The following is a 22,847-nucleotide window of genomic DNA, read 5'->3' as shown; positions in this document are numbered from 1 at the left end:
TCGAAAGCCTGAGATCGAACAGCTTGTCTGTTCGTTAAGGGATGCGGTTCAATGCCGGTATGAACACCGCGGAGCGCCACACCCTGATCGCCCAGGCCGTCCGGGACGCGGGCAGCGCCACCGTCCAGGAACTCGCCGCGCTCACCGGCGCCTCCGAGATGACCGTCCGGCGCGACCTCGACGCGCTGGCCGCCCAGGGCGCCCTGGAGCGCTTCCGCGGCGGCGCCCGCACCCTGCTGCTGCGCGGCGAGGAGCCGCCGTTCGCGCTGCGCGCCCGCGAGGCCGTCGAGGCCAAGCAGCGGATCGCCGCCGGGGTCTGCGCGCTGATCGCGGACGGGGAGACCGTGCTGCTCGACAGCGGCACCACCTGCCTGGAGGTCGCCCGGCTGCTGCGCGAGCGCCCCGTCACCGTGATGCCGATGTCGCTGCCCGCGGTGCACGTCCTCGGCGACGCCCCCGGACCGGCCACCCTGCTCGTCCCCGGCGGCCGCCCCCGTCCCGTCGAGGGCGCCCTGACCGGCCCGCTGGCCCTCGCCTCGATCAACGCGCTGCGCTTCGACACCGCCGTGCTCGGCTGCTGCGCGCTCAGCGCCGCCGACGGACTGACCGCCTACGACCTCGACGACGCCACCGTGAAGAAGGCGATGATCGCCGCCGCCCGCCGCACCCTGGTGGTCGCCGACGGCGGCAAGCTCGGCCGCACCGCCTTCGCCCGCGTCGCCCCCGCCGCGAGCCTGCACACCCTCGTCACCGACGCCGACGCCCCCGCCGACGAGCTCGCCGCCTTCACGGCCGCCGGAACCACCGTCGTCCGGGCCTGAACTCCCGCCCCGCGCCCCGGCGGCACCAGTGCTGCCGGCGAAGGGAGCCTTAAGGGCGGCTCAAGTGGCCGGGGAACGCTTGACGCTCCTGCCCGGCCGGGGCATTTTGAGTGCACGGAACGGTCCGGCCGCTCCGCGCAGGATGCACCGAATCCGCCTTCCGGGGCGGCAGTTGAGAGAACGACCCCCACACACCCGGCCCGGCCGTCGCGCTCCCCCACAGTCAGTAGGCGCGATCGGCCGGGCCGGTCGGCACCCCGGGCCCGGACGGCCGGGCCGGGGTGGTGGCGGTCCGTCAGGAACCGGCCTGGGCGCTCTTCATGATCTCCGCGAAGTCGACGGTGTCGCTCGCGCTCGGGGCGCTGGTGGTGACCGAGGAGCCGTAGTCGGTGTAGAGCGCGGTGGAGACGACCTTGCCGACCTTGCTGTCGAAGGCCTCGACCTTCTTGACCAGCAGGTTGTCGGTGCTGATCCAGAGCTCGATGTGCTCGGTGGTGATGCCGGACGCGGTGAACTGCTCCTGCAGGGCGTCGGTCTGCTCCTGGGTGAGGCCCTTGCTCCCGGCCTGGGCGAGGTCGGCCGCGGCGAGGTCGCCCTCGTACTTGGTGGCCTTGACGCCGCCCACGGTCTCGGTGCCGGTCTTCTCGACCTTGCCGGAGGCGATCAGGGCCCGCACCGAGGTGATCGGGTCGGCGTTCTGCAGCTGGTTCTTGAGGCTGTCGCCGGCCGCGCCCATCAGCTTGGCGAGGTCCGCGTAGCCGTACTTGATCCAGTGGGCGCCGCCGAGCTGGGCGGCCATGCCCTCGCCCATGTTGATGTACATCGCGTCGCTGAGGTAGCGGGCGGTGATGCTGCCGTCGCCGCCGGCCTTGGTGACGGACTCGGCCATCGCGCCGCCGAGGTTGCCGCTCACCTCGCCCTGGAGGCCGTTCGCCCAGGAGATGGCGCCCTTCATCGTGGTCTTCGAGGCGCCCATCTCGGTGACGGCCTCGACCTTGGCGGACTTGGCGGCGCTGGTCTTCTCCCCCACCAGCTTGAGCAGCGCGGCCGGTTCGAGGGCGGCGGCCTGGGCGTCGGGCGCGGCGTTGCCGCCGCCGGTGCCGCCGGTGCTGGACGACGCGTGGGAGTCGTCACCGCCCTTGCTGGCGCAGCCCGTCGCGGTCAGGGCGAGCACGACGGCGGTCGCGGCGAGGAAGGTACGTCCGGTCTTGCGCATGTGGTTCTTCTCCCCCTGGGAAACGTCCCGGTGCGGTGTCTCCGCCGCCGGGTGGTGCCGGGGCCGGTGATCTCCCGGGCCCGGACGATCTGGTCGGGTCTGGTCTGGTCGGGTCTGGTCTGGTCGTCTCGGTCGGCGGGCGAGGGGGCGTTCCGGCGGTGCGACCCGGGCGGTGCGCCGGTTGACCCCTCTCGTACCGTTCTCATGCTTCTTTCATACTTCGTGCCGGACTCTAGCCGATGCCCGCGACAGCCGGGCAACGGAACGACCCCGGTTCGGTGCCAACCCGTCGACAACGACCGGAAGCCGTCCGCACCGGACCGGAAGTCCGCGGAATTCCGGTTGCCGCGCCGACGAGAATGACCGGTATGCCGCACGTCGACACCGCCGCCCTGCTCGCCGCCATGGACGCCCTCCCGCTCCGCGAGCGCGAGGTGCTGTTCGCCCGCGCCGTCCGTACCGCCCACGCCGCCGCGCCCGCCGAAGTGGACGCGCTGATCGGCGAGTTGGCCGGCCGCGGCCGGTACGGGCGGCGGCTGGCCGCGTTCGCCGCGGTGCTCACCGCCCGGGCCGACCTGCTCGGCGGCCTGCTGACCGACCCGGACCGGGTGGTGCGCGGCCGGGCGGTCGACGCGCTGCGCACCGTACCGGAGTTGGCGTCGGCCGTGCCGGACGCCTACCGGCGGGCGCCGCACGCCGTCCGGCAGGAGCTGCGCGCGGCGGTGGCGCGCGGGCGGTGCGCACCACTCGCCGCCCGGCTGCTGCCGGTGGCCCGCGCGCACGGCGGCGAGGCGGAGGCGGCGGCGCTGCTTCCGGCCTGCCCGCCCGAGGTGGTGGCCGCCGAGCTGCCGGGCCTGACCATGACGTGGGACGCCTGGTGGGCCCTCGGCTCCCGGCACCCCGACGCGGTGCTGGACCACGTCGAACGCGAACTCGCCGCCCGCCCGGCCGGTGCGGCCGCCGACCGGTGGAACGCGTTCGACCTCCCCCTGGCGCCCGTGCTGCCGCTGCGCCCGGCCCGGGTGCTCGACCTGCTGGAGCGCCACCCGGGCCGGAGCGCACCGCCGTGGGCCCTGGAGGGCTTCGGCCACCTGCTGGCCGTCGACGCCGAGCGCGCCACCGCCTGGCTGGCCGCCCCCGAGCGGCCGCTCACCCGCTGGGAGCAGGCGCCCAGCCGCACCGCGCTCGACCGGCTCGTCCGGGCCGACCCGCCGTCGCTGCCCGCCCTGGGCCGCCGCTGGCTCCCGGAGCCGCGCCTGTTCGCCCCGCTGCTGCGGGCCGTCCCGCCCGCGCGGCGCCCCGCGTTCCTGGACGCCGCCGCCGACGGGCAGCCGCTGGACGCCGCCCGGCTGACCGAGCCGGTGCTGCGGCTGCTGCCGGGCGAGCGCCGCTGGCGGGAGGCCCGCAGGCTGCGCGCCGAGCAGGCGGCCAAGGGGCGCTCCGGGCACCAACTGCTGTGGCTGACCGCCCTGGTGGAGCCCGAGGAGGCGCGGGCCGAGCTGCTGGGGCGCACCCGGCTGCCGCAGGCCGCCGACCGCGCCGAGGCCTGGCGGCGCCTGGTGCAGGCGGCCGCCGCCGACCGGCGCCCGGCGGCCCCCGCCGTCCTGCTGGCCGACCTCGGCCGCCTGCGCAACGAGCAGGACCCGGTCCGGCAGGCCGCGCTGACCGCGCTCGCCGCCTTCCCCGCCCACCGCTTCACCGACGCGCATGCCGAGGCGCTCACCGCGTCGGCCGTCGCCGCGCTCGACGCCCGCGACTGCTCGCCGGGCACCCGCGACGCCCTGGCCGCGCTGGCCGTGGCCGTCCTGGCCGCCGGGGCCGGGCCCGCGCTGACCGCGTTCGCCTGCTCGACGGTCGGCCGACTCGCCGACCGGGCGGGCGAGTTCGCGCTGCCCGGCCGGATCGGACGCCTGCGCCCCGACCGGCAGCGGCAGGTACTGGAGGCGCTGCGCCCCCGACTCGACGCGGAACGCCGAACCGGCGGCGCCGCGCTGCTGTTCGCCCTGGTCCGTGCCCTGGGCGAACGGGCCGGGCAGTTGCCGGAACTCGACGAACGCCTGGCCGAGGCCGCCCGCGACCCCCGGGAGCGGACCGCCGCCGAGGCCCTGGAGCTGTGGCTGCGGCCGCGCGCCGGGCGCACCGCGAAGGTGCTGGCGGCGCTCGCCCACGACCCGTCCGCCGTGTTCTGCGCCCCCGTGCTGCGGCACGCCGCCCTGGCCCGCACCGACCTGCTGGACCGGGCGCTGGCCGAACGGCCGCCCACCGGAAGGTTCCTGCACCCCGGCGACCCGCGCCCGCTGCCGCCCGCCCACGACCCCGCCCGCTGGACGCCCCGCCAGGTGGAGCGGGCCGCCGCGCTGTGCGCGCGGGCCGCCGCCGACCCCGGGCTGACCGACGAGCAGCGGGCCGCCGCGGTCGCACGGGCCGCCCTGCTGCTCGAACCCGGCGCCGCCGTGGTGCGCCGCCACCTCGACGACCCGCGGCCGCTGCTCGCCGACACCGCGCTGGCCGCGCTGGCCCGGACGTCCGACCCGGCCGCCGCCCTGCCCGAGCTGCTGGCGCACGCCGGGGACGACCGGGCGAAGGTCGCGGTGCGCGCCGCCGGGCGGGCCGCCCGGCGCACCGACCCGGAGCAACTCGCCGTGGTGCTGGGCGAGTTGGCCGTCCGCACCGAGGGCACCAAGGTCACCGCCCGCAAGGAGGCCGTCCGGCTGGCCGCGGCGCTGCTGCCGCCCGCCCGGGCCGCCGAGGTGCTGGCCGCCGCCTTCCACGCGCCCGGGCAGCACCCCGACGTCCGGGCCGCCGCGACCGCCCACTGCCAGGGCCTGCTGGACGCCGAACCGCTCTGGACGCTGCTCGCCGAAGCCGCCGCCGCGCCCAAACCGCCCCTGCGCCGGGCCGTCGCCGGGCAGCCGCCGCACCTGCTGCCGGAGCGCCACCGGGCCCGCTACGCCCGGCTGGTGGCCGCGGTCGCCGCCGGGACGGACGCCGACCCGGAGGCCGCCCGGACGGCGCTCAAGGCACTGCCCGAGTGGGCCCGGTACGCGCCGGAGGTCGCCGAGGTGCTGCCCGCCGCGGCCACCGACCTCGACGACCGCACCACCTGGCGGACCGCCTCGCTCGCCCTGCGCGCCCTGGCCGTCTCCGAGCTGCCCCACCCGACCGGCGGCGCCGCGCCCGGCAGCCCGCTCCACCGGGCGCTGGCCGCCCTGCTGGCCGCCGGGCCCGACAGCGCGCCGCCCTCGGTGGCCCGCGACCAGCCGGTCCGGCAGCGGATCGAGTCGCTGACCGCCGTCCCGGCCGTCCTGCGCCACCGGGAGGTCAGGCTCGCGCTGGCCGAACAGCTGCGCCCGCACGAGGAGTTGCTCGACCTGCGGGCGACCCTGCTGGCCCGGGTCGCGGACCCGGCCGCGCCCGGCTTCGGGGCCGACATCGCCCGGCTGGCCGGGGCGCTCGCCGACCACCCGGTGTCGGCGGCCCGGCTGGCCGCCCGACTGGCCGGGGCCGTCGCGGGCACCTCCGCGCTGCCGACCGCCGCCGACACCGCCGCCCCCGACGCGCTGCTGGCCCTGCTGCCCGGCCGCGGCCCCGCCCTCGGCCTGTTCGCCACCGCCCTCGCCGAGCAGCTCGGCACCCGCTGCGCCTGGACCGGCCGCTGGCTGCCGCTGCTGGCGGCGCTGCGCGCCCACCCCGACGCCGAAGTCCGCGCCGCGGCCCGGGCGGTGGTCGTCGTGCCGGAGTGAAATCCACCTGACGCGCGATCAGGTGAACTCAGCGGGACCCGAGTTGACAGCAGGCCACGGGAAGGTGAGGTTTCGTCCGCTTCGTTGACCGTCCGGGCCCGTCCGGGACCGGACGGGACTACGATCGATCGATGACGGACACCACACGCAGAGCGAGCGACAGCACCGAACTGGCGGCCCGGTACCCGGCCCTGCACGCGCCGCAGCGCTGGGAGTGGGGCGGCATCGACGCCCAGTTCAGCACCGAGCCGCCACCCGACGAACTGGTCACCAACATCCACCTGGTCGGCTTCGCCGAGGGCCGCGTCGTCCTGTGCCGGGACGTCCGCGGCCACTGGTTCCTCCCCGGCGGCACCCGCGAGGCCGCCGAGAGCATCGAGTCCTGCCTGGAGCGCGAACTGCGCGAGGAGGCCGGCGCCCGCCTGCTCTCCCCGCCCACCTGGATCGGCCACCACCTCGCCGTCTCCGAGGGCCCCACCCCCTACCGCCCCTGGCAGCCCCACCCCGTCAAGGCCTGGCTCTGGGGCTGGGCCGACGTCCTGGTCGACTCCGCCCCCACCAACCCCGCCGACGGCGAACAGGTCGTCGAAGTCCGCCCCGTCCCCCCCGAGGAGGCCCGACGCCTGCTCGCCCGCCACCGCGAACCCTGGTGGCCCGAACTCGTCGCCCTGGCCGTGGAGTCCCGCACCGGCTGAGGGGCGGCCCGGCCCGGCCGCCCCTCGGGGCGCGCTACTTGCCCAGGCCCGCGCGGCGGAGGGCGTCGGCCATGGCGGAGTTGGCGGGGGCCGCCGGGGGGTTGGGGCTGGGGCGGCGGTCCTGGCGCGGGGGGCGGGGGTCGCGGCGGGGGGAGCGCTCACCGCGGTTGCCGCCGCCGGGGGCGGGGGCGGTGTCGTCGTCGAGGCGCAGGGTGAGGCCGATCCGCTTGCGCTGGACGTCGACGGTGGTGACCTTGGCGCGGACGATGTCGCCGGGCTTGACCACCTCGCGCGGGTCCTTGACGAAGTTCCTCGACAGCGCGGAGACGTGCACCAGGCCGTCCTGGTGGACGCCGATGTCGACGAAGGCGCCGAACGCGGCGACGTTGGTGACCACGCCCTCCAGGACCATGCCGACCTCCAGGTCGGAGATCTTCTCGACGCCGTCCTTGAAGGTGGCGGTCTGGAAGGCGGGGCGCGGGTCGCGGCCGGGCTTGTCGAGCTCGCCGAGGATGTCGGTGACGGTCGGCACGCCGAAGGTGTCGTCGGCGAAGTCGCCGGGCCGCAGCGAGCGCAGCACCGGGCCGTTGCCGATCAGCTCGCGCAGCTGCCCGCCGGTGGCGGCGAGGATCCGGCGGACCACGGGGTACGCCTCGGGGTGGACGGCCGAGGCGTCCAGCGGGTCGTCGCCGTCGGGGATGCGCAGGAAGCCCGCGCACTGCTCGAAGGCCTTGGGGCCGAGCCGGGCGACGTCCTTGAGCGCCTTGCGGGTGCGGAACGGGCCGTTGGCGTCGCGGTGGGCGACGATGTTGTCGGCGAGGGTGCCGGTGATGCCGGAGACCCGGGTGAGCAGCGGCGCGGAGGCGGTGTTGACGTCGACGCCGACGGCGTTGACGCAGTCCTCGACCACGGCGTCCAGCGAGCGGGAGAGCTTGAGCTCGCTCAGGTCGTGCTGGTACTGGCCGACGCCGATCGACTTGGGGTCGATCTTGACGAGTTCGGCCAGCGGGTCCTGCAGGCGGCGGGCGATGGAGACGGCGCCGCGGATCGACACGTCGAGGCCGGGCAGCTCCTGGGCGGCGAACGCGGAGGCGGAGTAGACGGAGGCGCCGGCCTCGCTGACCATCACCTTGGTGAGGCCGAGCTCGGGGTGGCGCTTGATCAGGTCGGCGGCGAGCCGGTCGGTCTCCCGGGAGGCGGTGCCGTTGCCGATCGCGACCAGGTCGACCTTGTGTTCACGAGCCAGCCGGGCCAGCGTGGCGAGCGCGGCGTCCCACTTGTTGGCGGGCTGGTGCGGGTAGATCGTCTCGTGCGCGACGACCTTGCCGGTGGCGTCGACCACGGCGACCTTGACGCCGGTGCGGAAGCCCGGGTCCAGGCCCATGGTGGCGCGCGTCCCCGCGGGGGCGGCCAGCAGCAGGTCGCGCAGGTTGGCGGCGAAGACCCGCACCGCCTCGTCCTCGGCCTCGGCGCGCAGCCGGGTGCGCAGGTCGATGCCGAGCCGGACCAGGACGCGGGTGCGCCAGGCCCAGCGGACGGTGTCGGTGAGCCACTTGTCGGCGGGGCGGCCGCGGTCGGCGATGCCGAAGCGGGCGGCGATCCGCTGCTCGTAGTCGCTCGCGCCGGGCAGGTCGGCCTCCTGCTCGCCGTCGTACGGGGAGAGTTCGAGGTCGAGGACCTCCTCCTTCTCGCCGCGCAGCATGGCCAGGATCCGGTGCGAGGGCAGCTTGGTGAAGGGCTCGGCGAAGTCGAAGTAGTCGGCGAACTTGGCGCCGTCCTGCTCCTTGCCCTCGCGGACCTTCGCGACCAGCCGCCCGCGCGTCCACATCCGCTCGCGCAGCGAGCCGACCAGGTCGGCGTCCTCGCCGAAGCGCTCGACCAGGATGGCGCGGGCGCCCTCCAGGGCGGCGGCGGCGTCGGCGACCTGCTCGTTCAGGTACGTCGCGGCGAGGGCGGCCGGGTCCTGCCGCGGGTCGGCGAGCAGGGTGTCGGCGAGCGGTTCGAGCCCGGCCTCGCGGGCGATCTGCGCCTTGGTGCGCCGCTTGGGCTTGTACGGGAGGTAGATGTCCTCCAGCCGGGCCTTGGAGTCGGCGGCGAGGATCTGCGCGCGCAGCGCGTCGTCCAGCTTGCCCTGGGCCTCGACGGACTCCAGGACGGCGGTGCGGCGCTCCTCCAGCTCGCGCAGGTACCGCAGCCGCTCCTCCAGGGTGCGCAGCTGGGTGTCGTCGAGGGCGCCGGTGGCCTCCTTGCGGTACCGGGCGATGAAGGGCACGGTCGCACCGCCGTCGAGCAGGCCGACGGCGGCCTGCACCTGGTTCTCGCGGACGCCGAGTTCTTCGGCGATCTTGCGTTCGACGGGCATGGTCACGGTGCCGGTCTCCCCTTCTGACGGTTGCGCGGTTCGCCCGTGCATTCTGGCAGGTCCGGCCGACAGCGGCCGGTGCTCCGGGTGGCGGCCGGGGCGTGGCGCGTTCCGGGGACGTCCGGGGACACGCGCGGGAGCGGGCGGAGGGCGTCCGATTCGTCTGATATGAGAGACGGACGACTGTCTGCAGGACAGCATCGGGACGGTCCCCGGGACGGTCCCCCGAGCGCACAGGAGGACATGGTGGCGCAGGCCCCCGCCCCGGCCGTCCGGACTCCCGCCCGACCGGTCCGCTGGACCCGCCCCGCCACCTGGCCCCGCGAGGTGCTCGCCCTGGCCGCGTACTGGATCGCCAGCCGGGTGCTGATGGTCGGCCTGATCCGCTCCGGCCGGACCGAGCCCGCCGTCGAGGTGCACTGGCTCTACCAGGGCTGGTACCGGATCCTGCGCACCGGCACCTTCCCGGTCGACGACGTCACCTGGCAGTACCCGCCGGGCGCCGCGCTGCCGATGCTGGCCCCGGGCCTGCTGCCGTTCCTGACGTACCTGCAGGCCTTCGTGCTGCTGGTGCTGCTGGCCGACGCCGCCGTGCAGGCCGCCCTGCTGGTGGCCGGGCGCGGGGCGGGGCGCTCCACGTGGGGGGCCTGGGGCTGGGCGCTGGCCCTGCCGCTGCTGCTCGGCCTGCCGTACGGCCGCTACGACCTGCCCGCCACCGCGCTCGCGGTCGGCGCGCTGCTGCTGCTCCCGAACCGGCCGAAGGCGGCCGGGGTGCTGGCCGGGATCGGCGCGATGGTCAAGGTGTGGCCCGCGCTGACGGTGCTGGGCACCCCGCGCGGACGCACCACCCGGCAGGCCTGGACCGCCGCCGCCGTCTCGGCGCTCGCCCTGCTGCTGGTCCTCGCCGCGCTCTTCGACCACGCCTTCGACTTCCTGCACGCCCAGCGCGGCCGCGGCGTGGAGATCGAGTCGCTGGGCGGCAGCGTCCTGCAGGTGGCCCGGCAGTTCGGCTGGTCCGGCCGGGTCGAGCAGCACTACGGCTCGATCGAGTTCCTCGGCCCGTACGTGCACCGGATCTCGCAGCTGTCGCTGCTGACCTCCTTCGCCGCGTTCGGCTGGCTGCTGCTGTGGCGCGTCCGGGCCCGGCGCTGGACGGCCGCCACCCCGTACGACGCGGCGCTCAGCGCGGTGCTGCTGTTCACCGTCACCAGCCGGGTGATCTCCCCGCAGTACCTGGTCTGGCTGATCGGCCTGGCCGCGGTCTGCCTGAGCGTGGAGTGCACCACCCAGCGGCCGGTGGCGTTCCTGCTGCTGCCCGCGATCGGCGTCACCACCGTCGACTACCCGCTGTTCTTCGAGTCGATGCAGGCCGGGGGCTGGTGGCCGACCGGCGTGATCCTGGTCCGCAACGGGCTGCTGCTGGCCGCCTCGGTCTGGTCGGCGGCCCGGCTGTGGCGGGCCACCGTCACCCGCGCGCCCGCGCCCCGCCCGGCCGCCGACTCCCCGGACGCGCCCGGCGACCCGCGGAGCGACGCGGACCCAGACCACGTCCCCGCGGCCTGAGCCCCGTCCGCCGACGCCCCGCCCGCTGACGCTCCGTCAGGGGACGTACACTCCCCCAATGGCCGACACCGCGCTGGACCGGCTCGCCGCCGGCAACTACCTGCTGATCACCAGCTACAAGAAGGACGGCAGCGCCGTCCCCACCCCCGTGTGGGTGGTCCGGGACGGCGACGCCCTCGGGGTGTGGACCGCCGCCGACTCCTGGAAGGTCAAGCGGATCCGGCGGCGCGGCGAGGTGCTGGTCGGCCCGTGCGACGTGCGCGGCAACCCGAGCGGGAAGTCGCTGCCCGCCACCGCCGAGATCGCGGACGCGGCCACCACCGAGCGCTACCGGCAGCTGATCGCCCGCAAGTACGGGCTGGTCGGGCGGCTCACCCTGCTCGGCAGCCGGCTGCGCCGCGGGAAGGGCGGCACGGTCGGCATCACCGTCCGGCTCGACCCGCGGCCGGGGGCGGAGTGAGCCCGGCTCAGCCCTCGTAGGGCAGCAGTTCCGGGCGCTTGGCCGGGCGGCCGTCGCCGGAGGAGCGCCCGCGCAGGCGGCGGCCGATCCACGGGCCGACGTGGGTGCCCAGCCAGCGCAGGTCGGCGCGGGCCTTCTCGCCGCGGGTCCGGGGGTCCGGCGCGGCCAGCGGCGCCCGCCAGTCCTCGGCGGACGGGCGGCCGAGCGCCTCCAGCACCGCCAGCGCGACCCGGCGGTGGCCCTCCGGGGAGAGGTGCAGCCGGTCCTCCGCCCAGAGCCTGCGGTCGTCGAACACCGGCGCGGAGAACAGGTCGACCAGCACCGCCCGGCCCGGGTGCTCGCGCACCACGCCCTCCACGAAGGCCTTCATCCGCAGGATGGCGGGCAGCAGGCGGCTGCTGCCCGCCATCCGCCGGGTCGGGTCGGTGGAGGTGAACAGCACCACGGTGCGGCCCTCGGCGATCAGGGCGCGGGCGCAGGCGCCGAGCTGCCGCTCGACCTCGGCCACGTCGCAGCCCGGCCGCAGCACGTCGTTCAGGCCACCCGCCAGGGTCACCAGGTCGGCGCCGGTGGCCGCGGCCAGGTCGACCTGCTCGGCCCGGATCTGGCCGATCAGCTTCCCGCGGACGGCCAGGTTCGCGTACCGGAAGCCCTCCGCGCCGGCCTCGGCGGCCAGTGCCGCCGCGACCCGGTCCGCCCAGCCGCGGAAGTGCCCGTCGGCCAGGACCTCGTCGCACATCCCCTCCGTGAACGAGTCGCCCACCGCCACCATCGCCCGGTACTGCCGCACACCGCCTCCTGGGTCGTTCCCGATCGACCCACCACCCTACCGAGGCGTAACCCGGGCGCTCGGGCGCCTATCGGGCGGGACCGGCCGGTGCCGGTCGACAGCGAGGACCCCGCCCTCCCCGGGGCGGGGCGGGCGGGGTCGGCGGAGCCGGGCTCAGGGGGTGGTGAGGGCGACGGCGGCCTCCGGGGTGTGGAGCTGGAAGGTGAGGGACTCCTGGAGGTAGAGGTGGACGGTGGTGTCGTCGTGGGAGAGGTAGCCGATCGAGAGGTCCTCGCCGAGGTGGAGCTCGAAGTCGCCGCCGCGGGCGGAGAGGAGGACGGCGCCCTCGACGGCGGGGGCCCAGATGATCTCGCCGTCGAGGAGGCGGGCGAGGTGGTTGTGGACGGGGTAGCCGTGGTCGGAGGTCTCGTTGACGGCGGTGAAGGTGTCGGCGCCGAGGAGGAGGGAGTAGGGGCCGCCGACCCCGGCGAGGCGCAGGGCGGTGAGGGCGCGGCTGACGGCGTTGGGGTAGTCGCGGACGTCGGTGGGCAGGTCGACGGGGTGGTTGGAGGAGCCGTCGCGGATGCCGGTGATGCCCGCGGCCGGGTAGCCGTCGAAGAGGGTGCGGTCCTCGGCGAGGGCGATGGTGCGGGCCGCGTCCTTGACCGGGTCCCAGTCGGAGTCCTTGGAGCCGCGCTCGACGTCGTCGACGGCGGCCCGGGTGACGGTGAAGGGGACCCGGAGCTCGACCACCCGGAGCGACTCCCGGGCGCGGGCCCGGACGCCGTTGCCGGGGGCGGCGATGTCGGCGAGGTGGCCGGTGCCGACGGCGGCGAGCTCGGGCCCGTCCGGGCCGGAGAGGTCGACCACCCGGCGTCCGGCGACGTGCAGTCGGAAGGTGCGCCGGGCCTCCTCCTCGATCTCGGCCCAGGCGGCGGCGGAGACGGGCGCCAGGTCGCGGTGCAGGTTGTTCACGGTGCGGAGCTCCTTTTCAGGCTGCCGATGCGGAGGCTGCCGTCCCGGACCGGCGAGGCGGGCACGGCTTCGGCGGCCGGGGCGGGCGCGCCGGGGGCGGGGGGCGGGTCGTTCAGGAAGTCCGCGCTGGGGACGTGGAAGAAGGTGCCGGTGACGGGGGTGGAGAAGTCCAGCAGCCGGTCGTGGGCGGCGGGGCCGCGGCCGAGGAACATGTTGCGGAGCATCTCCTCGGTGACCCCCGGGTCGCGGGCGTAGCCGATGAAGTAGGTGCCGCACTCGCCGCCCTCGGCGAAGGACCCGAACGGCATGTTGAGCCGCCAGATGTCGCGGTCCTCGCCGTCGGGGCCGGTGACGGTGTTCAGCGCGACGTGCGAGTCGGCGGGCTGGGCGGCCTCGTCGAGTTCGACGTTGTCGAGCTTGGTGCGGCCGATCACGCGTTCCTGCTGCTCGGTGCCGATCGCGCGCCAACCGGCCATGTCGTGCAGGTACTTCTGCACGATGACGTAGCTGCCGCCCGCGAAGGCCGGGTCCTCGTCGCCGATCAGGACGGCGTCGGCGGCGTCCCGCCCGGTGGGGTTCTCGGTGCCGTCGACGAAGCCGATCAGGTCGCGGCAGTCGAAGTACCGGAAGCCGTGGGTCTCGTCCAGCACGGTGACCCGGTCGCCCAGCCGGCGGCTGACCAGGGAGGCCAACTCGAAGCACAGGTCCATGCGTTCGGCCCGGACGTGCAGCAGCAGGTCGCCGGGGGTGGCGGGGGCCAGGTGCCGGGGCCCGGCGAGTTCGACGAAGGGGTGCAGCCGGGCCGGGCGGGGTCCGGCGAACAGGCGGTCCCAGGCGTCGGAGCCGATGCCGAGCACCAGGCTGACCTCCTGCCGCGGCGCCCGGCTGCCGACGCTGCGGGCCAGCCCGCCGAGGTCGGGCAGCAGGTCGCGGACGGTCTGCTCGCCGCCGTCCTCGATCGCGAGCACCAGGAACACGGCGGCCCCGGTCAGCGTGGCGAGGACCGGTTGGGGCTGCGGCATGGCGGATGCTCCCGGGAAGCTGCCGGACGTTCGGACGCCCGCCGACCATACCCGGCAAAAAGGACGCGGCCGTGCGATGGCACCCGAATCGGGCGTGTCCGGCGGCTCGGTGGACTCAGGGGCGGTCGGCCCGCCTGGCCCGCCGGAGTTCGGCGAGCTCCTCGGTCATCCGGGTGAGGAAGCGGACCACGGTGGCGACCTGCTCCGGGGCGAACTCGGCGCGGACCCGGTCGGTGCACTCGGCGACGGGGGCGAACCACTCGCCCGCGATCCGGGCCGCGGCCGGGTGGTAGTGCACGTGCACCTGCCGCCGGTCGGCCTCGTCCCGGGTGCGGTGGACGTGCCCGGCGCGCTCCAGGCGGTCCAGGACGGCGGTCACCGCACCGGAGGTCAGGCCGAGTTCGGCCCGCAGCCCGCCGGGCGTGATGCCGGGCGGGTCGGCCGCCCGCAGCACCGCGAGCAGCGCCTGGACGTCGGTGGCGTGCAGCCCGGAGTCGGCCGCGAAGTCGTGCCCGAGCAGGTTCATCTCGGACGCCAGCCCCTGCAGCAGCCGCCCGAACTCCCGCTGTGCCACCGGCCTCTGCTCCACCGGCCCCTCCTCCGCCACGCCCGTCCGCCTGCCCGCCCGGTCACCCGCCGGGCCGGACACGACCTTAGCGGGCGCACCCGGCGGCTCCCGCCGGGCGGACGACCGGAGCCGTCAGGCCCGCCCCGACGCCCGCGCCAGCAGGTCGAGGGCGCCCGGCAGGTCGCGGGGGGCGAGGGAGCCGGGCGGGCGGGCGGCGCGGTGCCAGCCGGGGCCCGCGGTGAGCAGGGCGGGGCGGAGGCGGGCGCCGCGCGGGCCCCAGGCGGTGGCGGCGACGGTGCGGGCGGGGGCCGGGTCGGCGGTGGCGCGGGTCTGCGACCAGAGCAGGACGGCGGACGGGCCGGTGCGGCGGACGGCCTCGGCCAGGGCCCCGGCGGGCAGCGCGGCGCCGAAGACCCGGAACGGCAGGCCGCGTTCGGCGAGCGCGGCGGCCACCGCCTCCAGCGGCAGGGTGTGCTGCTCGCCGGGCATCGCGGCCAGCAGCACCGGCGGCCCGGCCGCGCCCGCCGGGGGCTCGGCGATCCGGCGCAGCGCGCTGGAGACGTGCCAGGACAGCAGGTGCTCGACCTCGACGTACCGCTCCCCGCCGCCCGCGGCCCAGCGGCGTCCGGCGGCGCGCAGCGCGGGCGTCATCACCTCCGTCCAGGCGGCGACGGCGCCCAGTCGTTCGACGCTCGCGTGCAGCAGCCGGGCCACCTCGGGCCCGTCCAGCCGCCGCGCGGCCCGGGCCAGGCCGCGCACCTCGGACGGCGCCGCCCCCGGCGGGGCCTCGGCGACCGGCGGCGGGACGGCCCTCCCGGCCACCGCAGCCCTCCCGGCCGATCCGGTCGGCCCGGTCGGACCGGCCAGCCCCGGCGCGAGCCGGGCCGCCTCCGCGGGCGCCACCCCGCGGGCGGTGAGGCGGCACATCGCCTCCAGCACGGCCACGTCCCGCGCCGTCCAGCGCCGGTGCCGCCCCGCCGCCCGCTCGGCCGGTCCGATGCCGTAACGGCGTTCCCATGAACGGACGGTGGCCGGTGACACCCCGAGCAGCCGGGCCACCGACCCGGTGCTCGCTCCGGCCTCGGGCGACAGCTCTGACATGGCGTCAGCCTAGGGCCGCCGCGCCCGGAACCAGGTCGACGTCTTCGAGCGTGCCGTGGACGAGGACGGCGGCCGGGGTGCCGTCGGCGGCGCGGCCGAGCCAGCTGGTGATGCCGGAGCTGGGGAAGGCGAGCAGGTCCGCGGCGTGGGCGGGGCTGCTGGTGCGCTGGAAGGCGTGGTCGTGGAGGTGGTCGACGCCCCGGCCGTCGTTGGGGCGTCCGGCGATCGCGTCGAGGGTGAACTGCCGGAAGGGGTCGACGAGTTCGGGCCAGGCGGCGGCGTCGGCGAAGGCGCAGCGCTGGTGCTCGTCGTAGAAGTGCCGGCGGCCGTGGTCGTCCGTGCCGAGGTGGCCGCCAGGATCGGTGGCGCCGATCGGGAGGAAGGCGGCGGCCTCCCAGCGGGCCACCGGGGCGTCGGCGAGGCGGAGGCGGACGGCGGCGACCTGGCGGCGGTCCTGGACCTGGCCCATGAACAGCACCGGGGCCTCGTACCAGGCGGTCTCGACCGGGTGGGGGCCGGGCGGGACGCGTTCGGCGAGTTCGAAGGCGACGGGGAGCGGCAGGTCGGAGTCGCCGTCCGGCGTCCAGGGGCAGGCGACGGCCAGGCGGCCGCTCGGGATCCGGACGGTGGTGACCTCCTCCACCTCCAGCACCCGGGCCGGGAGGGCGGGGTCGTGCCCGTAGGCGTGCGCGGCGCCGAGCAGCGCGCCGGGGGTGAAGAGCGCCTCCAGGAGCCACTGTTCGTGCGGGTCGGGGGCGTGGTGCGTGCCGTTCATGCGGCGAACCGTAGCCGACGGGGCGGACGGCGCTCCCCCAATCTCTCAATGATTGAGATATTCTTCGGGCCATGCCGACCCACGTCCCGACGCCCGCGCGGCGTCTGCGCTTCCTGCTCCCGCTCGTGCTGCTGCTGGTCTGGTTGGTGCTCGGGGGTGCGCTCGGGCCGTTCGCGGGGCGGCTGGGCGAGGTGTCGACCAACGACGGGGCGGCGTTCCTGCCGCGCAGTGCCGAGTCGACCCGGGTCGCGCGGCTGGAGAAGGACTTCCGCACCGAGTCGACGCTGCCGGTGGTACTGGTCTGGGAGGCCCGCTCCGGGCAGGTGGACGAGGCGCTGCGGGCCGACGCCGGGAAGGCGCTGGCCGCGGCCGCGCAGGTGCCGGGCGCGGTCGGACGACCCTCGCCGCTGCTGCCGTCCGAGGACGGGAAGGCGCTGGAGGCGGTGGTGCAGCTCCGCGCCGACCTGGGGCCGGACACCAAGGAGGCGGTCGCGGCGATCCGCGACCTGGCCGGGCGGGTGCCGGGCGCCACCGCCGGAGTGGCCGGTCCGGCGGCGGTGCTGGCCGACCTGTCGGGGGCGTTCGCGGGCATCGACGGGCTGCTGCTCGGGGTCGCGCTCGGCGTGGTGCTGCTGATCCTGCTGCTGGTGTACCGGGCGGTGCTGCTGCCGCTGCTGGTGATCCTCGGCGCGGTGTTCGCCCTCGCGGCGGCCTGCGCGGTCGTGTACGCGCTGGCGCAGCACGGCGTGGTCCGGGTGGACGGGCAGGTGCAGGGGCTGCTGTCGATCCTGGTGATCGGCGCGGCCACCGACTACGGGCTGCTGCTGTCCGCCCGCTTCCGCGAGGAGCTCGCCGCCGGGCACGACCGGTACGCCGCGGCCCGCACCGCGCTGCGCCGCTCGGCGGAGCCGATCGCCGCCTCGGGTCTGACGGTGGGCCTGGGCCTGCTCGTCCTGCTGCTCTCCGACCTGACGAACAACCGGGCGCTGGGCCCGGTCGGCGCGATCGGCATCGCCTGCGCGGTGCTGTCCGCGCTGACCTTCCTCCCGGCGGCGCTGGCGCTGTGCGGCCGGGCCGCGTTCTGGCCCGCCCGGCCGCGCACCGACGGGAAGGGCGGCTCGCACCGGGTCTGGCAGCGGGTCGCCGAGCTGGTGGGCCGCCGCCCCCGGGCCCTGTGGGTGGGGTCGGTCGCGGTGCTGGCGGCGCTCGCGGCCTGCTCCCCGCTGCTGGACGCCCGCGGCGTACCGCAGTCCGAGCTGTTCACCACCGCCCAGCCCTCGGTCGCCGCACAACGCCTGCTGTCCGCGCACTTCCCCGGCGGCTCGGGCAACCCGGCGGTGATCGTGGCCCGCGCCGACCGCGCGGAGGCGGTGGTGGCAGCGGCCGCCCCGGTGCCCGGCGTCGCCGCGGTCCGCCCGTACACCGGCGGCGCGCCCACCGACCCGCCGGTGGTCGCCGACGGCCTGGTCCGGCTGGACGCGACGCTGGCCGACCCGGCCGACAGCGACGCGGCGCTCGCCACCGTCGCCCGGCTGCGCACCGCCGTGCACGCCGTGGACGGGGCCGACGCGCTGGTCGGCGGCTACTCGGCGCAGCAGGCCGACACCCGGACCACCGCCCGGCACGACCGGACGCTGATCATGCCGGTGGTGCTGCTGTGCATCCTGGTGGTGCTGGTGCTGCTGCTGCGCTCGGTGCTGGCGCCGGTGCTGCTGGCGGCGACGGTGGCGCTCTCCTACCTGGCCACGCTGGGCGTCTCGGCGCTGGTGTTCCCGCACGTGTTCGGGTTCTCGGCGACCGACCCGTCCGTGCCGCTGTACGGGTTCGTGTTCCTGGTCGCGCTGGGCGTGGACTACAACATCTTCCTGATGACCCGCGTCCGCGAGGAGACCGCGGCGCTCGGCACCCGGGCGGGCGTGCTGCGCGGCCTGACCGCGACCGGCGGGGTGATCACCTCGGCGGGCGTGGTGCTGGCCGCGACCTTCGCGGCGCTGGGCGTCATCCCGCTGGCCTTCCTCGCGCAGATCGCCTTCATCGTGGCCTTCGGCGTGCTGCTGGACACCCTGCTGGTGCGCTCGCTGCTCGTCCCGGCCCTGGTGCACGACCTGGGCGGGCGGGTCTGGTGGCCCGCCCGCGCGGCGGACTGACGCGCCGCCGGACCGTTTCCGTCTCCGGGCCGCGTCTCAGCCGGCGGCCGCGGCCAGCCCGGCCGCCAGGACGAACGCGGCGGCCAGGCTCCCGTACACGGTGAGGTGGTAGCGGCGGCTGCGGCCGGTGAAGCGCAGCCAGCTGCGGCCGGGTTCGGCGCCCAGCGGGCCGGCCAGCGCGCCGAAGACGGTGCTGGAGACCAGCAGCATCACCAGGTAGAGCACCCCCGTCCAGTCGGTCGGCTCGCGGTCGAGGCTCTCTCCCAGGAGGTCCCCGACCGCGAACGCCGCCGTCATGACCGGCAGGCAGGCCGCCAGGGCGACCAGGGTGGCGGGACGCCGGTGGCCGCGGCGCTCGCGCCACAGCGGGGCGACGAAGCTCGACGCGGGCATCAGCAGCGGCCCGAGCAGGTACGCCGGGAACGCGCCGTCGCCGATCAGCGCCGACAGCGCCCAGGCCGCCAGCGCGATGCCCGTACCGATGGCCGCCCCGGCCGCCCCGGCCCGGAAGCCGTCCCGGGCGCCCGCCAGATCCGTCTCGTTCACGCCCGGAAACCTACCCCTGGGACCGGGCCGCCGATCCACGGGCCCGTCCGCTCCTGCGCGTTGAGGACGGCGATGCCCGCCTCGCCCCTCTCGAAGGCGGCGAACAGCTCCTCGAGCGAGGCCGCCGGGCCGGCGTGGTCGATCAGCAGGACGGGCTGCCGCCGCCCGTACCGCTCCTGCGGGACGAAGTCGGTGGCCAGCTCGCGGCGCGGCAGGATCACCCACTCGACCTCGGTCGGGGCGTCGGCGAACTCGGCCGGCAGGTCCGGGTGTTCGGCGAAGTCCCGGTCGACGGGGATGCGCGGGGCGACCAGCGAGACGGCGAGTCGGTCGCCGGTGCGGGCGAGCTCGTGGGGTCGACGGCGGGCAGCACGCCGACGTCCTCGGAGTCGAAGGCGGGACGGCGGTGATCCAGGTTCCCGGGGAGGTGGTCATGGCGACCGGCCGAGCGCGACTCCCGGACGGTGCTCAGGAGTCGGCGGTGGTGTACCAGTGCTCGCGGACGGCGTCGGTGGGGCGCGGCTCGCCGAGGTCGGGGCCGCCCCAGCGGGCCAGGGCGTCGAGGACGGGGCGCAGTTCGGCGCCGCGGGGGGTGAGTTCGTAGACGGTGGCGTTGGCGGGGCGTTCCAGGCGGCGGCGTTCGACCAAGCCCTCGCCCTCCAACTGCTTGAGGCGGGTGGCGAGGATGTCGGTGGAGACGCCGGGCAGGTCGGCGTGCAGGTCGGTGTAGCGGCGCGGTCCGCCGAGGAGTTCGCGGACGATCAGGAGGCTCCAGCGCTCCCCCACCGCGTCCAGGGCGCGGGCGACGGCGCAGTACTGGTCGTAGCTTCGGCGTGGCATGCCGTCAGCATAGCCAATAGGTTGGACTTTCCAAGTCATCACTTGGTAGAACGAAGCAAGCCGGCCGCAGGGGCTCGGTGAGGGTCGGGAGGCCGCTGATGGAGTTTCGCCAGTCCAGCAAGCTGAAGGACGTGTGCTACGAGATCCGTGGCCCGGTCGTCGACACCGCCACCGCCCTGGAGGAGGCCGGGCACAGCGTGCTGCGGCTGAACACCGGCAACCCCGCCCCGTTCGGTTTCGAGGCCCCGGAGGAGATCCTCCAGGACATCATCCGCAACCTGCCCAACGCGCACGGCTACTCCGACTCGCGCGGCATCCTCCCCGCCCGCCGCGCCGTCGTGCAGTACTACCAGCAGCGCGGCGTCGCGGGCGTCGGCGTCGACGACGTCTACCTGGGCAACGGCGTCTCCGAACTGATCCAGATGGCCGTCCAGGCGCTGGTGGACGACGGAGACGAGGTGCTCGTCCCGATGCCGGACTACCCGCTGTGGACGGCCGTGGTGCGGTTCGCGGGCGGCAAGGCGGTGCACTACCTGTGCGACGAGGAGTCCGACTGGTACCCGGACCTGGACGACATCGCCGCCAAGATCACCCACCGCACCAAGGCGATCGTGGTGATCAACCCGAACAACCCGACCGGCGCGGTCTACCCGAAGGAGCTGCTGGAGGGCATCCTCGACCTGGCCCGCCGCCACCACCTGCTGGTCTTCGCCGACGAGATCTACGACAAGATCCTCTACGACGGCACCGAGCACCACTGCCTGGCCGCGCTCTCCGACGACGTGCTCACCCTCACCTTCAACGGCCTGTCCAAGGCGTACCGGGTGGCCGGCTTCCGCAGCGGCTGGCTCACGGTCTCCGGCCCCAAGGAGCACGCCGGGGACTACCTGGAGGGCCTGACCATGCTGGCCTCGATGCGGCTGTGCCCCAACGTGCCCGCCCAGTACGCGGTGCAGGCCGCGCTCGGCGGCCGGCAGTCCATCAACGACCTGGTGCTGCCCAACGGCCGGCTCACCGAACAGCGCGACGTCACCTGGCGCGCCCTGAACGAGATCCCCGGCGTCTCCTGCGTCAAGCCGCGCGGCGCGCTGTACGCCTTCGCCAGGCTCGACCCGGCCGTGCACCGGATCGTCGACGACGAGCGCTTCGTGCTGGACCTGCTGCTCCGCGAGAAGATCCACATCGTCCAGGGCACCGGCTTCAACTGGCCCCGCCCCGACCACTTCCGCTTCGTCACCCTGCCGCGCGCCGACGAACTGGAGACGGCGATCAACCGGATCGGCCGCTTCCTGGCCACCTACCGGCAGTAGCGCCGGCGGCGGTTCAGCGCCCGCCCGGGAAGGACAGGGACGAGGGCAGGGGCAGGGACGAGGGCAGGGGCAGGGGCAGGGACGGCCAGGACGAGGTGCCCGGCCCGGACTCGCCCCCCGTCGGGCTCTCGTGCTCGGTGCCCCACACCCCCAGGGCCACCAGGCCGCACAGGCCCAGCACCGACCACCCCAACTGGACCTTCTCCCACCTGAACTGCCGCGCCACTCGCTCCCCCGCCACGGTCTCCTCCTCGGAACCGGGCGAACCTAGCACGCGCCCCCGGCCCCGTGCCCGCAATAAACCACCGCCCCGGCAGGGGAGTTGCCGGCACCGGCGCAGCTCCCCCCGCGGCGCCGGTTCAGCGGCCGCCCGAGAACGGCCGGAACCCGGTCGGCGACGGGGACGGCCGGGGCGTGCGGGTCGGCTGCCCCGGCTTGGCCGGCGCGGGCAGCAGATCGCCGTCCGCGAGACCGCCGTCCTCCCGCCACAGGGACACCTCGAGGGAGCCGCCGCTGCCGTCCGCGTTCCGGGCCACCACGAGGTGGTACGCCGTGCCGGGGTCGCGGGTGGGCGCGGGGGCCCCGACCGAACCCGAACCCGAACCCGAGCCGCCGCCACCGAGGTCGAGGGTCACCCAGTGCAGTTGCTCCGCGTAGGCGACCGCGGGCCGCCCGGCCACCGGCGCCACCTCGCGGGCACTCACCCGGGCGCCGTCCAGCAGCAGGTCGTACGGGACGGTGCGCCTCTCGGACACCGCGTGCCCGCCCGGGGCGCCGACCGGTTCCGCCAGGTCGGGGCGGTGCCGCGCGGCGCACATCGCCGGACAGCCGGACGGGGCGGCTGCGTCGAGCGGGGGTGCTGCGCGGCAGTCGGATTGCCGATCGATAACGAAACCGCCACCCGGCCTCCACCGGTCGCACACACTCGGAAGGATGGCGGACCGTCCAGAGCCGTTCCCCCGAGATGAGCCGTCTTGTCCCTCTCCCTCCGCCTGCGCCGGGCCTCCGCCGCCGGTGCGCTGCTCGCCGCCGCCCTGTTCGCCACCGCCTGCGAACCGACCGACGCGACGGCGCCGCCCACCCCCGCCGCCACGCACAGCAGCAGCGCGCCCGCGCCGAGCCCGAGCCCGACTCCCACACCCAGCCCCACGCCCAGCCCGACGCCGCCCCCCAGCCCGACGCCGACGCCCGAACCGACCGTCGCGCCGACCACCGAGGCACCGAAGGCCGCCACCACCAAGCCCGCGGCCACCCCCACCACCGCCCGCACCACCAGCAAGCCGCCCGCCCAGCCGACCCCGGCCCCGACCCGCACCCAGCAGGCCGCGGGCTGCCACCCGCTGTCCAACGCGGGCAACTGCTACCAGGCGGGCCAGTTCTGCCGCACCTCCGACCACGGCGTCTCCGGCACCGACGCCTCCGGCCGGGTCATCGTCTGCATGGACAAGAACGGCTGGCGCTGGGTCGCGTCCTGACGCCGCCTACCGGCGCGGCCCGTACATGATCACGCCGACGCCGACCAGGCAGACCAGCGCCCCCACCACGTCCCACCGGGTGGGCCGGAAGCCGTCCAGCAGCACGCCCCACAGCAGCGACCCGGCCACGAACACCCCGCCGTACGCGGCCAGCACCCGCCCGAAGTTCGCGTCCGGCTGCCACGCCGCGGTGAACCCGTACAGTCCCAGCGCCACCACCCCGAGCCCGGCCAGCCACCACGGCCGGGACTCGCGGACGGACTGCCAGACCAGCCAGCAGCCGCCGATCTCCAGGACGGCGGCCAGCGCGAACAGCAGGATCGAACGGACGGTGCTCACCGCCCCACCCTAGACGGCACCCCGCCCCGGGGGGGGGGGGGGCGGGGGCGGGGGGGGGGGGGGGGGGGCGGGGGGGGGGGGGGGGGGGGGGGGGGGCGGCGGGGGCCCGCCGGGCCCCCC

At 76.2% G+C, this 22,847-nt stretch carries 21 protein-coding genes and 1 pseudogene; 8 read left to right on the top strand and 14 right to left on the bottom strand.

The window, feature by feature from the left end:
• Positions 1-59: 59 nt before the first annotated feature.
• The gene (locus ACFY00_RS02730; protein ID WP_388026458.1) at positions 60-821 is read left to right on the top strand and encodes a DeoR/GlpR family DNA-binding transcription regulator; all 762 of its coding nucleotides are present in this window, start codon (positions 60-62) and stop codon (positions 819-821) included.
• Positions 822-1,116: 295 nt separating this feature from the next.
• On the opposite strand, the gene ACFY00_RS02725 is transcribed toward ACFY00_RS02730, so the two are convergent.
• Complete coding sequence (locus ACFY00_RS02725; protein WP_388026457.1) at positions 1,117-2,037, bottom strand: hypothetical protein; 921 nt, start codon at positions 2,035-2,037, stop codon at positions 1,117-1,119.
• Between the two features lie 368 nt (positions 2,038-2,405).
• Here ACFY00_RS02725 and ACFY00_RS02720 point away from each other — a divergent pair, with 368 nt between their 5' ends.
• Together ACFY00_RS02720 and ACFY00_RS02715 are read left to right on the top strand one after the other, a co-directional pair.
• On the top strand, positions 2,406-5,780 hold the full coding sequence (locus ACFY00_RS02720) for a hypothetical protein (RefSeq protein ID WP_388026455.1): 3,375 nt from the start codon (positions 2,406-2,408) through the stop codon (positions 5,778-5,780).
• Between the two features lie 131 nt (positions 5,781-5,911).
• Positions 5,912-6,475 carry an NUDIX domain-containing protein gene (locus ACFY00_RS02715; RefSeq protein WP_388026454.1) on the top strand — a complete coding sequence of 188 codons (564 nt, stop codon included), beginning with the start codon at positions 5,912-5,914 and terminating at the stop codon, positions 6,473-6,475.
• A gap of 34 nt (positions 6,476-6,509) precedes the next feature.
• Here the strand turns inward: ACFY00_RS02715 and ACFY00_RS02710 are convergent, their stop codons facing one another.
• Entirely contained in the window at positions 6,510-8,837 is a 2,328-nt protein-coding gene (locus tag ACFY00_RS02710; RefSeq protein WP_388026589.1) for a Tex family protein, read from the bottom strand.
• 243 nt (positions 8,838-9,080) lie between these two features.
• Here ACFY00_RS02710 and ACFY00_RS02705 point away from each other — a divergent pair, with 243 nt between their 5' ends.
• The gene (locus tag ACFY00_RS02705) at positions 9,081-10,400 is read left to right on the top strand and encodes a glycosyltransferase 87 family protein (RefSeq protein ID WP_388026453.1); all 1,320 of its coding nucleotides are present in this window, start codon (positions 9,081-9,083) and stop codon (positions 10,398-10,400) included.
• 58 nt (positions 10,401-10,458) lie between these two features.
• Positions 10,459-10,860 carry a PPOX class F420-dependent oxidoreductase gene (locus ACFY00_RS02700; RefSeq protein ID WP_388026452.1) on the top strand — a complete coding sequence of 134 codons (402 nt, stop codon included), beginning with the start codon at positions 10,459-10,461 and terminating at the stop codon, positions 10,858-10,860.
• A gap of 7 nt (positions 10,861-10,867) precedes the next feature.
• Here the strand turns inward: ACFY00_RS02700 and ACFY00_RS02695 are convergent, their stop codons facing one another.
• From ACFY00_RS02695 to ACFY00_RS02670, 6 genes are all read right to left on the bottom strand, one after another.
• Complete coding sequence (locus tag ACFY00_RS02695) at positions 10,868-11,650, bottom strand: SGNH/GDSL hydrolase family protein (protein WP_388026451.1); 783 nt, start codon at positions 11,648-11,650, stop codon at positions 10,868-10,870.
• A gap of 153 nt (positions 11,651-11,803) precedes the next feature.
• Complete coding sequence (locus ACFY00_RS02690; protein WP_388026449.1) at positions 11,804-12,604, bottom strand: family 1 encapsulin nanocompartment shell protein; 801 nt, start codon at positions 12,602-12,604, stop codon at positions 11,804-11,806.
• Positions 12,601-13,626: a Dyp-type peroxidase gene (locus ACFY00_RS02685; RefSeq protein WP_388026447.1), complete on the bottom strand. Its 1,026-nt coding sequence runs from the start codon at positions 13,624-13,626 to the stop codon at positions 12,601-12,603. Before ACFY00_RS02685 ends, ACFY00_RS02690 begins: the two co-directional genes overlap by 4 nt.
• A gap of 115 nt (positions 13,627-13,741) precedes the next feature.
• Positions 13,742-14,215: a MarR family winged helix-turn-helix transcriptional regulator gene (locus ACFY00_RS02680; RefSeq protein WP_388026446.1), complete on the bottom strand. Its 474-nt coding sequence runs from the start codon at positions 14,213-14,215 to the stop codon at positions 13,742-13,744.
• Between the two features lie 111 nt (positions 14,216-14,326).
• Positions 14,327-15,295: a MerR family transcriptional regulator gene (locus tag ACFY00_RS02675; RefSeq protein ID WP_388026444.1), complete on the bottom strand. Its 969-nt coding sequence runs from the start codon at positions 15,293-15,295 to the stop codon at positions 14,327-14,329.
• Positions 15,296-15,299: 4 nt separating this feature from the next.
• The gene (locus ACFY00_RS02670; protein ID WP_388026443.1) at positions 15,300-16,070 is read right to left on the bottom strand and encodes a hypothetical protein; all 771 of its coding nucleotides are present in this window, start codon (positions 16,068-16,070) and stop codon (positions 15,300-15,302) included.
• A gap of 71 nt (positions 16,071-16,141) precedes the next feature.
• On the opposite strand from ACFY00_RS02670, the gene ACFY00_RS02665 reads away from it, so the two are divergent.
• A complete protein-coding gene (locus ACFY00_RS02665) occupies positions 16,142-18,217 on the top strand; it encodes an MMPL family transporter (RefSeq protein WP_388026442.1) in 2,076 nt (691 codons plus the stop codon).
• Between the two features lie 36 nt (positions 18,218-18,253).
• Here ACFY00_RS02665 and ACFY00_RS02660 read toward each other — a convergent pair whose 3' ends face one another.
• From ACFY00_RS02660 to ACFY00_RS02650, 3 genes and pseudogenes are all read right to left on the bottom strand, one after another.
• The gene (locus ACFY00_RS02660) at positions 18,254-18,763 is read right to left on the bottom strand and encodes a hypothetical protein (RefSeq protein ID WP_388026441.1); all 510 of its coding nucleotides are present in this window, start codon (positions 18,761-18,763) and stop codon (positions 18,254-18,256) included.
• The gene (locus ACFY00_RS02655; protein ID WP_388026440.1) at positions 18,760-18,984 is read right to left on the bottom strand and encodes a hypothetical protein; all 225 of its coding nucleotides are present in this window, start codon (positions 18,982-18,984) and stop codon (positions 18,760-18,762) included. The genes ACFY00_RS02660 and ACFY00_RS02655 overlap by 4 nt, the downstream gene beginning before the upstream one ends.
• Before the next feature lie 265 nt (positions 18,985-19,249).
• Positions 19,250-19,603 (bottom strand): annotated as a pseudogene (locus ACFY00_RS02650) (winged helix-turn-helix transcriptional regulator); the annotation flags it as partial.
• Positions 19,604-19,701: 98 nt separating this feature from the next.
• On the opposite strand from ACFY00_RS02650, the gene ACFY00_RS02645 reads away from it, so the two are divergent.
• Positions 19,702-20,913, top strand: coding sequence for a pyridoxal phosphate-dependent aminotransferase (locus ACFY00_RS02645; RefSeq protein ID WP_388026438.1), 1,212 nt, complete (start codon positions 19,702-19,704; stop codon positions 20,911-20,913).
• Positions 20,914-20,926: 13 nt separating this feature from the next.
• Here the strand turns inward: ACFY00_RS02645 and ACFY00_RS02640 are convergent, their stop codons facing one another.
• Both ACFY00_RS02640 and ACFY00_RS02635 read right to left on the bottom strand, forming a co-directional pair.
• On the bottom strand, positions 20,927-21,154 hold the full coding sequence (locus ACFY00_RS02640; RefSeq protein WP_388026437.1) for a hypothetical protein: 228 nt from the start codon (positions 21,152-21,154) through the stop codon (positions 20,927-20,929).
• A gap of 118 nt (positions 21,155-21,272) precedes the next feature.
• Positions 21,273-21,668 (bottom strand): hypothetical protein, encoded by a 396-nt coding sequence (locus ACFY00_RS02635; RefSeq protein ID WP_388026435.1) that lies wholly within the window; start codon positions 21,666-21,668, stop codon positions 21,273-21,275.
• Between the two features lie 219 nt (positions 21,669-21,887).
• On the opposite strand from ACFY00_RS02635, the gene ACFY00_RS02630 reads away from it, so the two are divergent.
• A complete protein-coding gene (locus ACFY00_RS02630) occupies positions 21,888-22,388 on the top strand; it encodes a hypothetical protein (protein WP_388026434.1) in 501 nt (166 codons plus the stop codon).
• Between the two features lie 6 nt (positions 22,389-22,394).
• On the opposite strand, the gene ACFY00_RS02625 is transcribed toward ACFY00_RS02630, so the two are convergent.
• Entirely contained in the window at positions 22,395-22,727 is a 333-nt protein-coding gene (locus ACFY00_RS02625; protein ID WP_388026432.1) for a YnfA family protein, read from the bottom strand.
• Positions 22,728-22,847 lie beyond the last annotated feature (120 nt).

Origin of the sequence: Kitasatospora sp. NPDC001540 (assembly GCF_042894345.1) — a bacterium.
GTDB classification, from domain to species: Bacteria; Actinomycetota; Actinomycetes; order Streptomycetales; family Streptomycetaceae; genus Kitasatospora; species Kitasatospora phosalacinea_C.
This window is presented reverse-complemented; position numbering and strand designations above follow the sequence as displayed.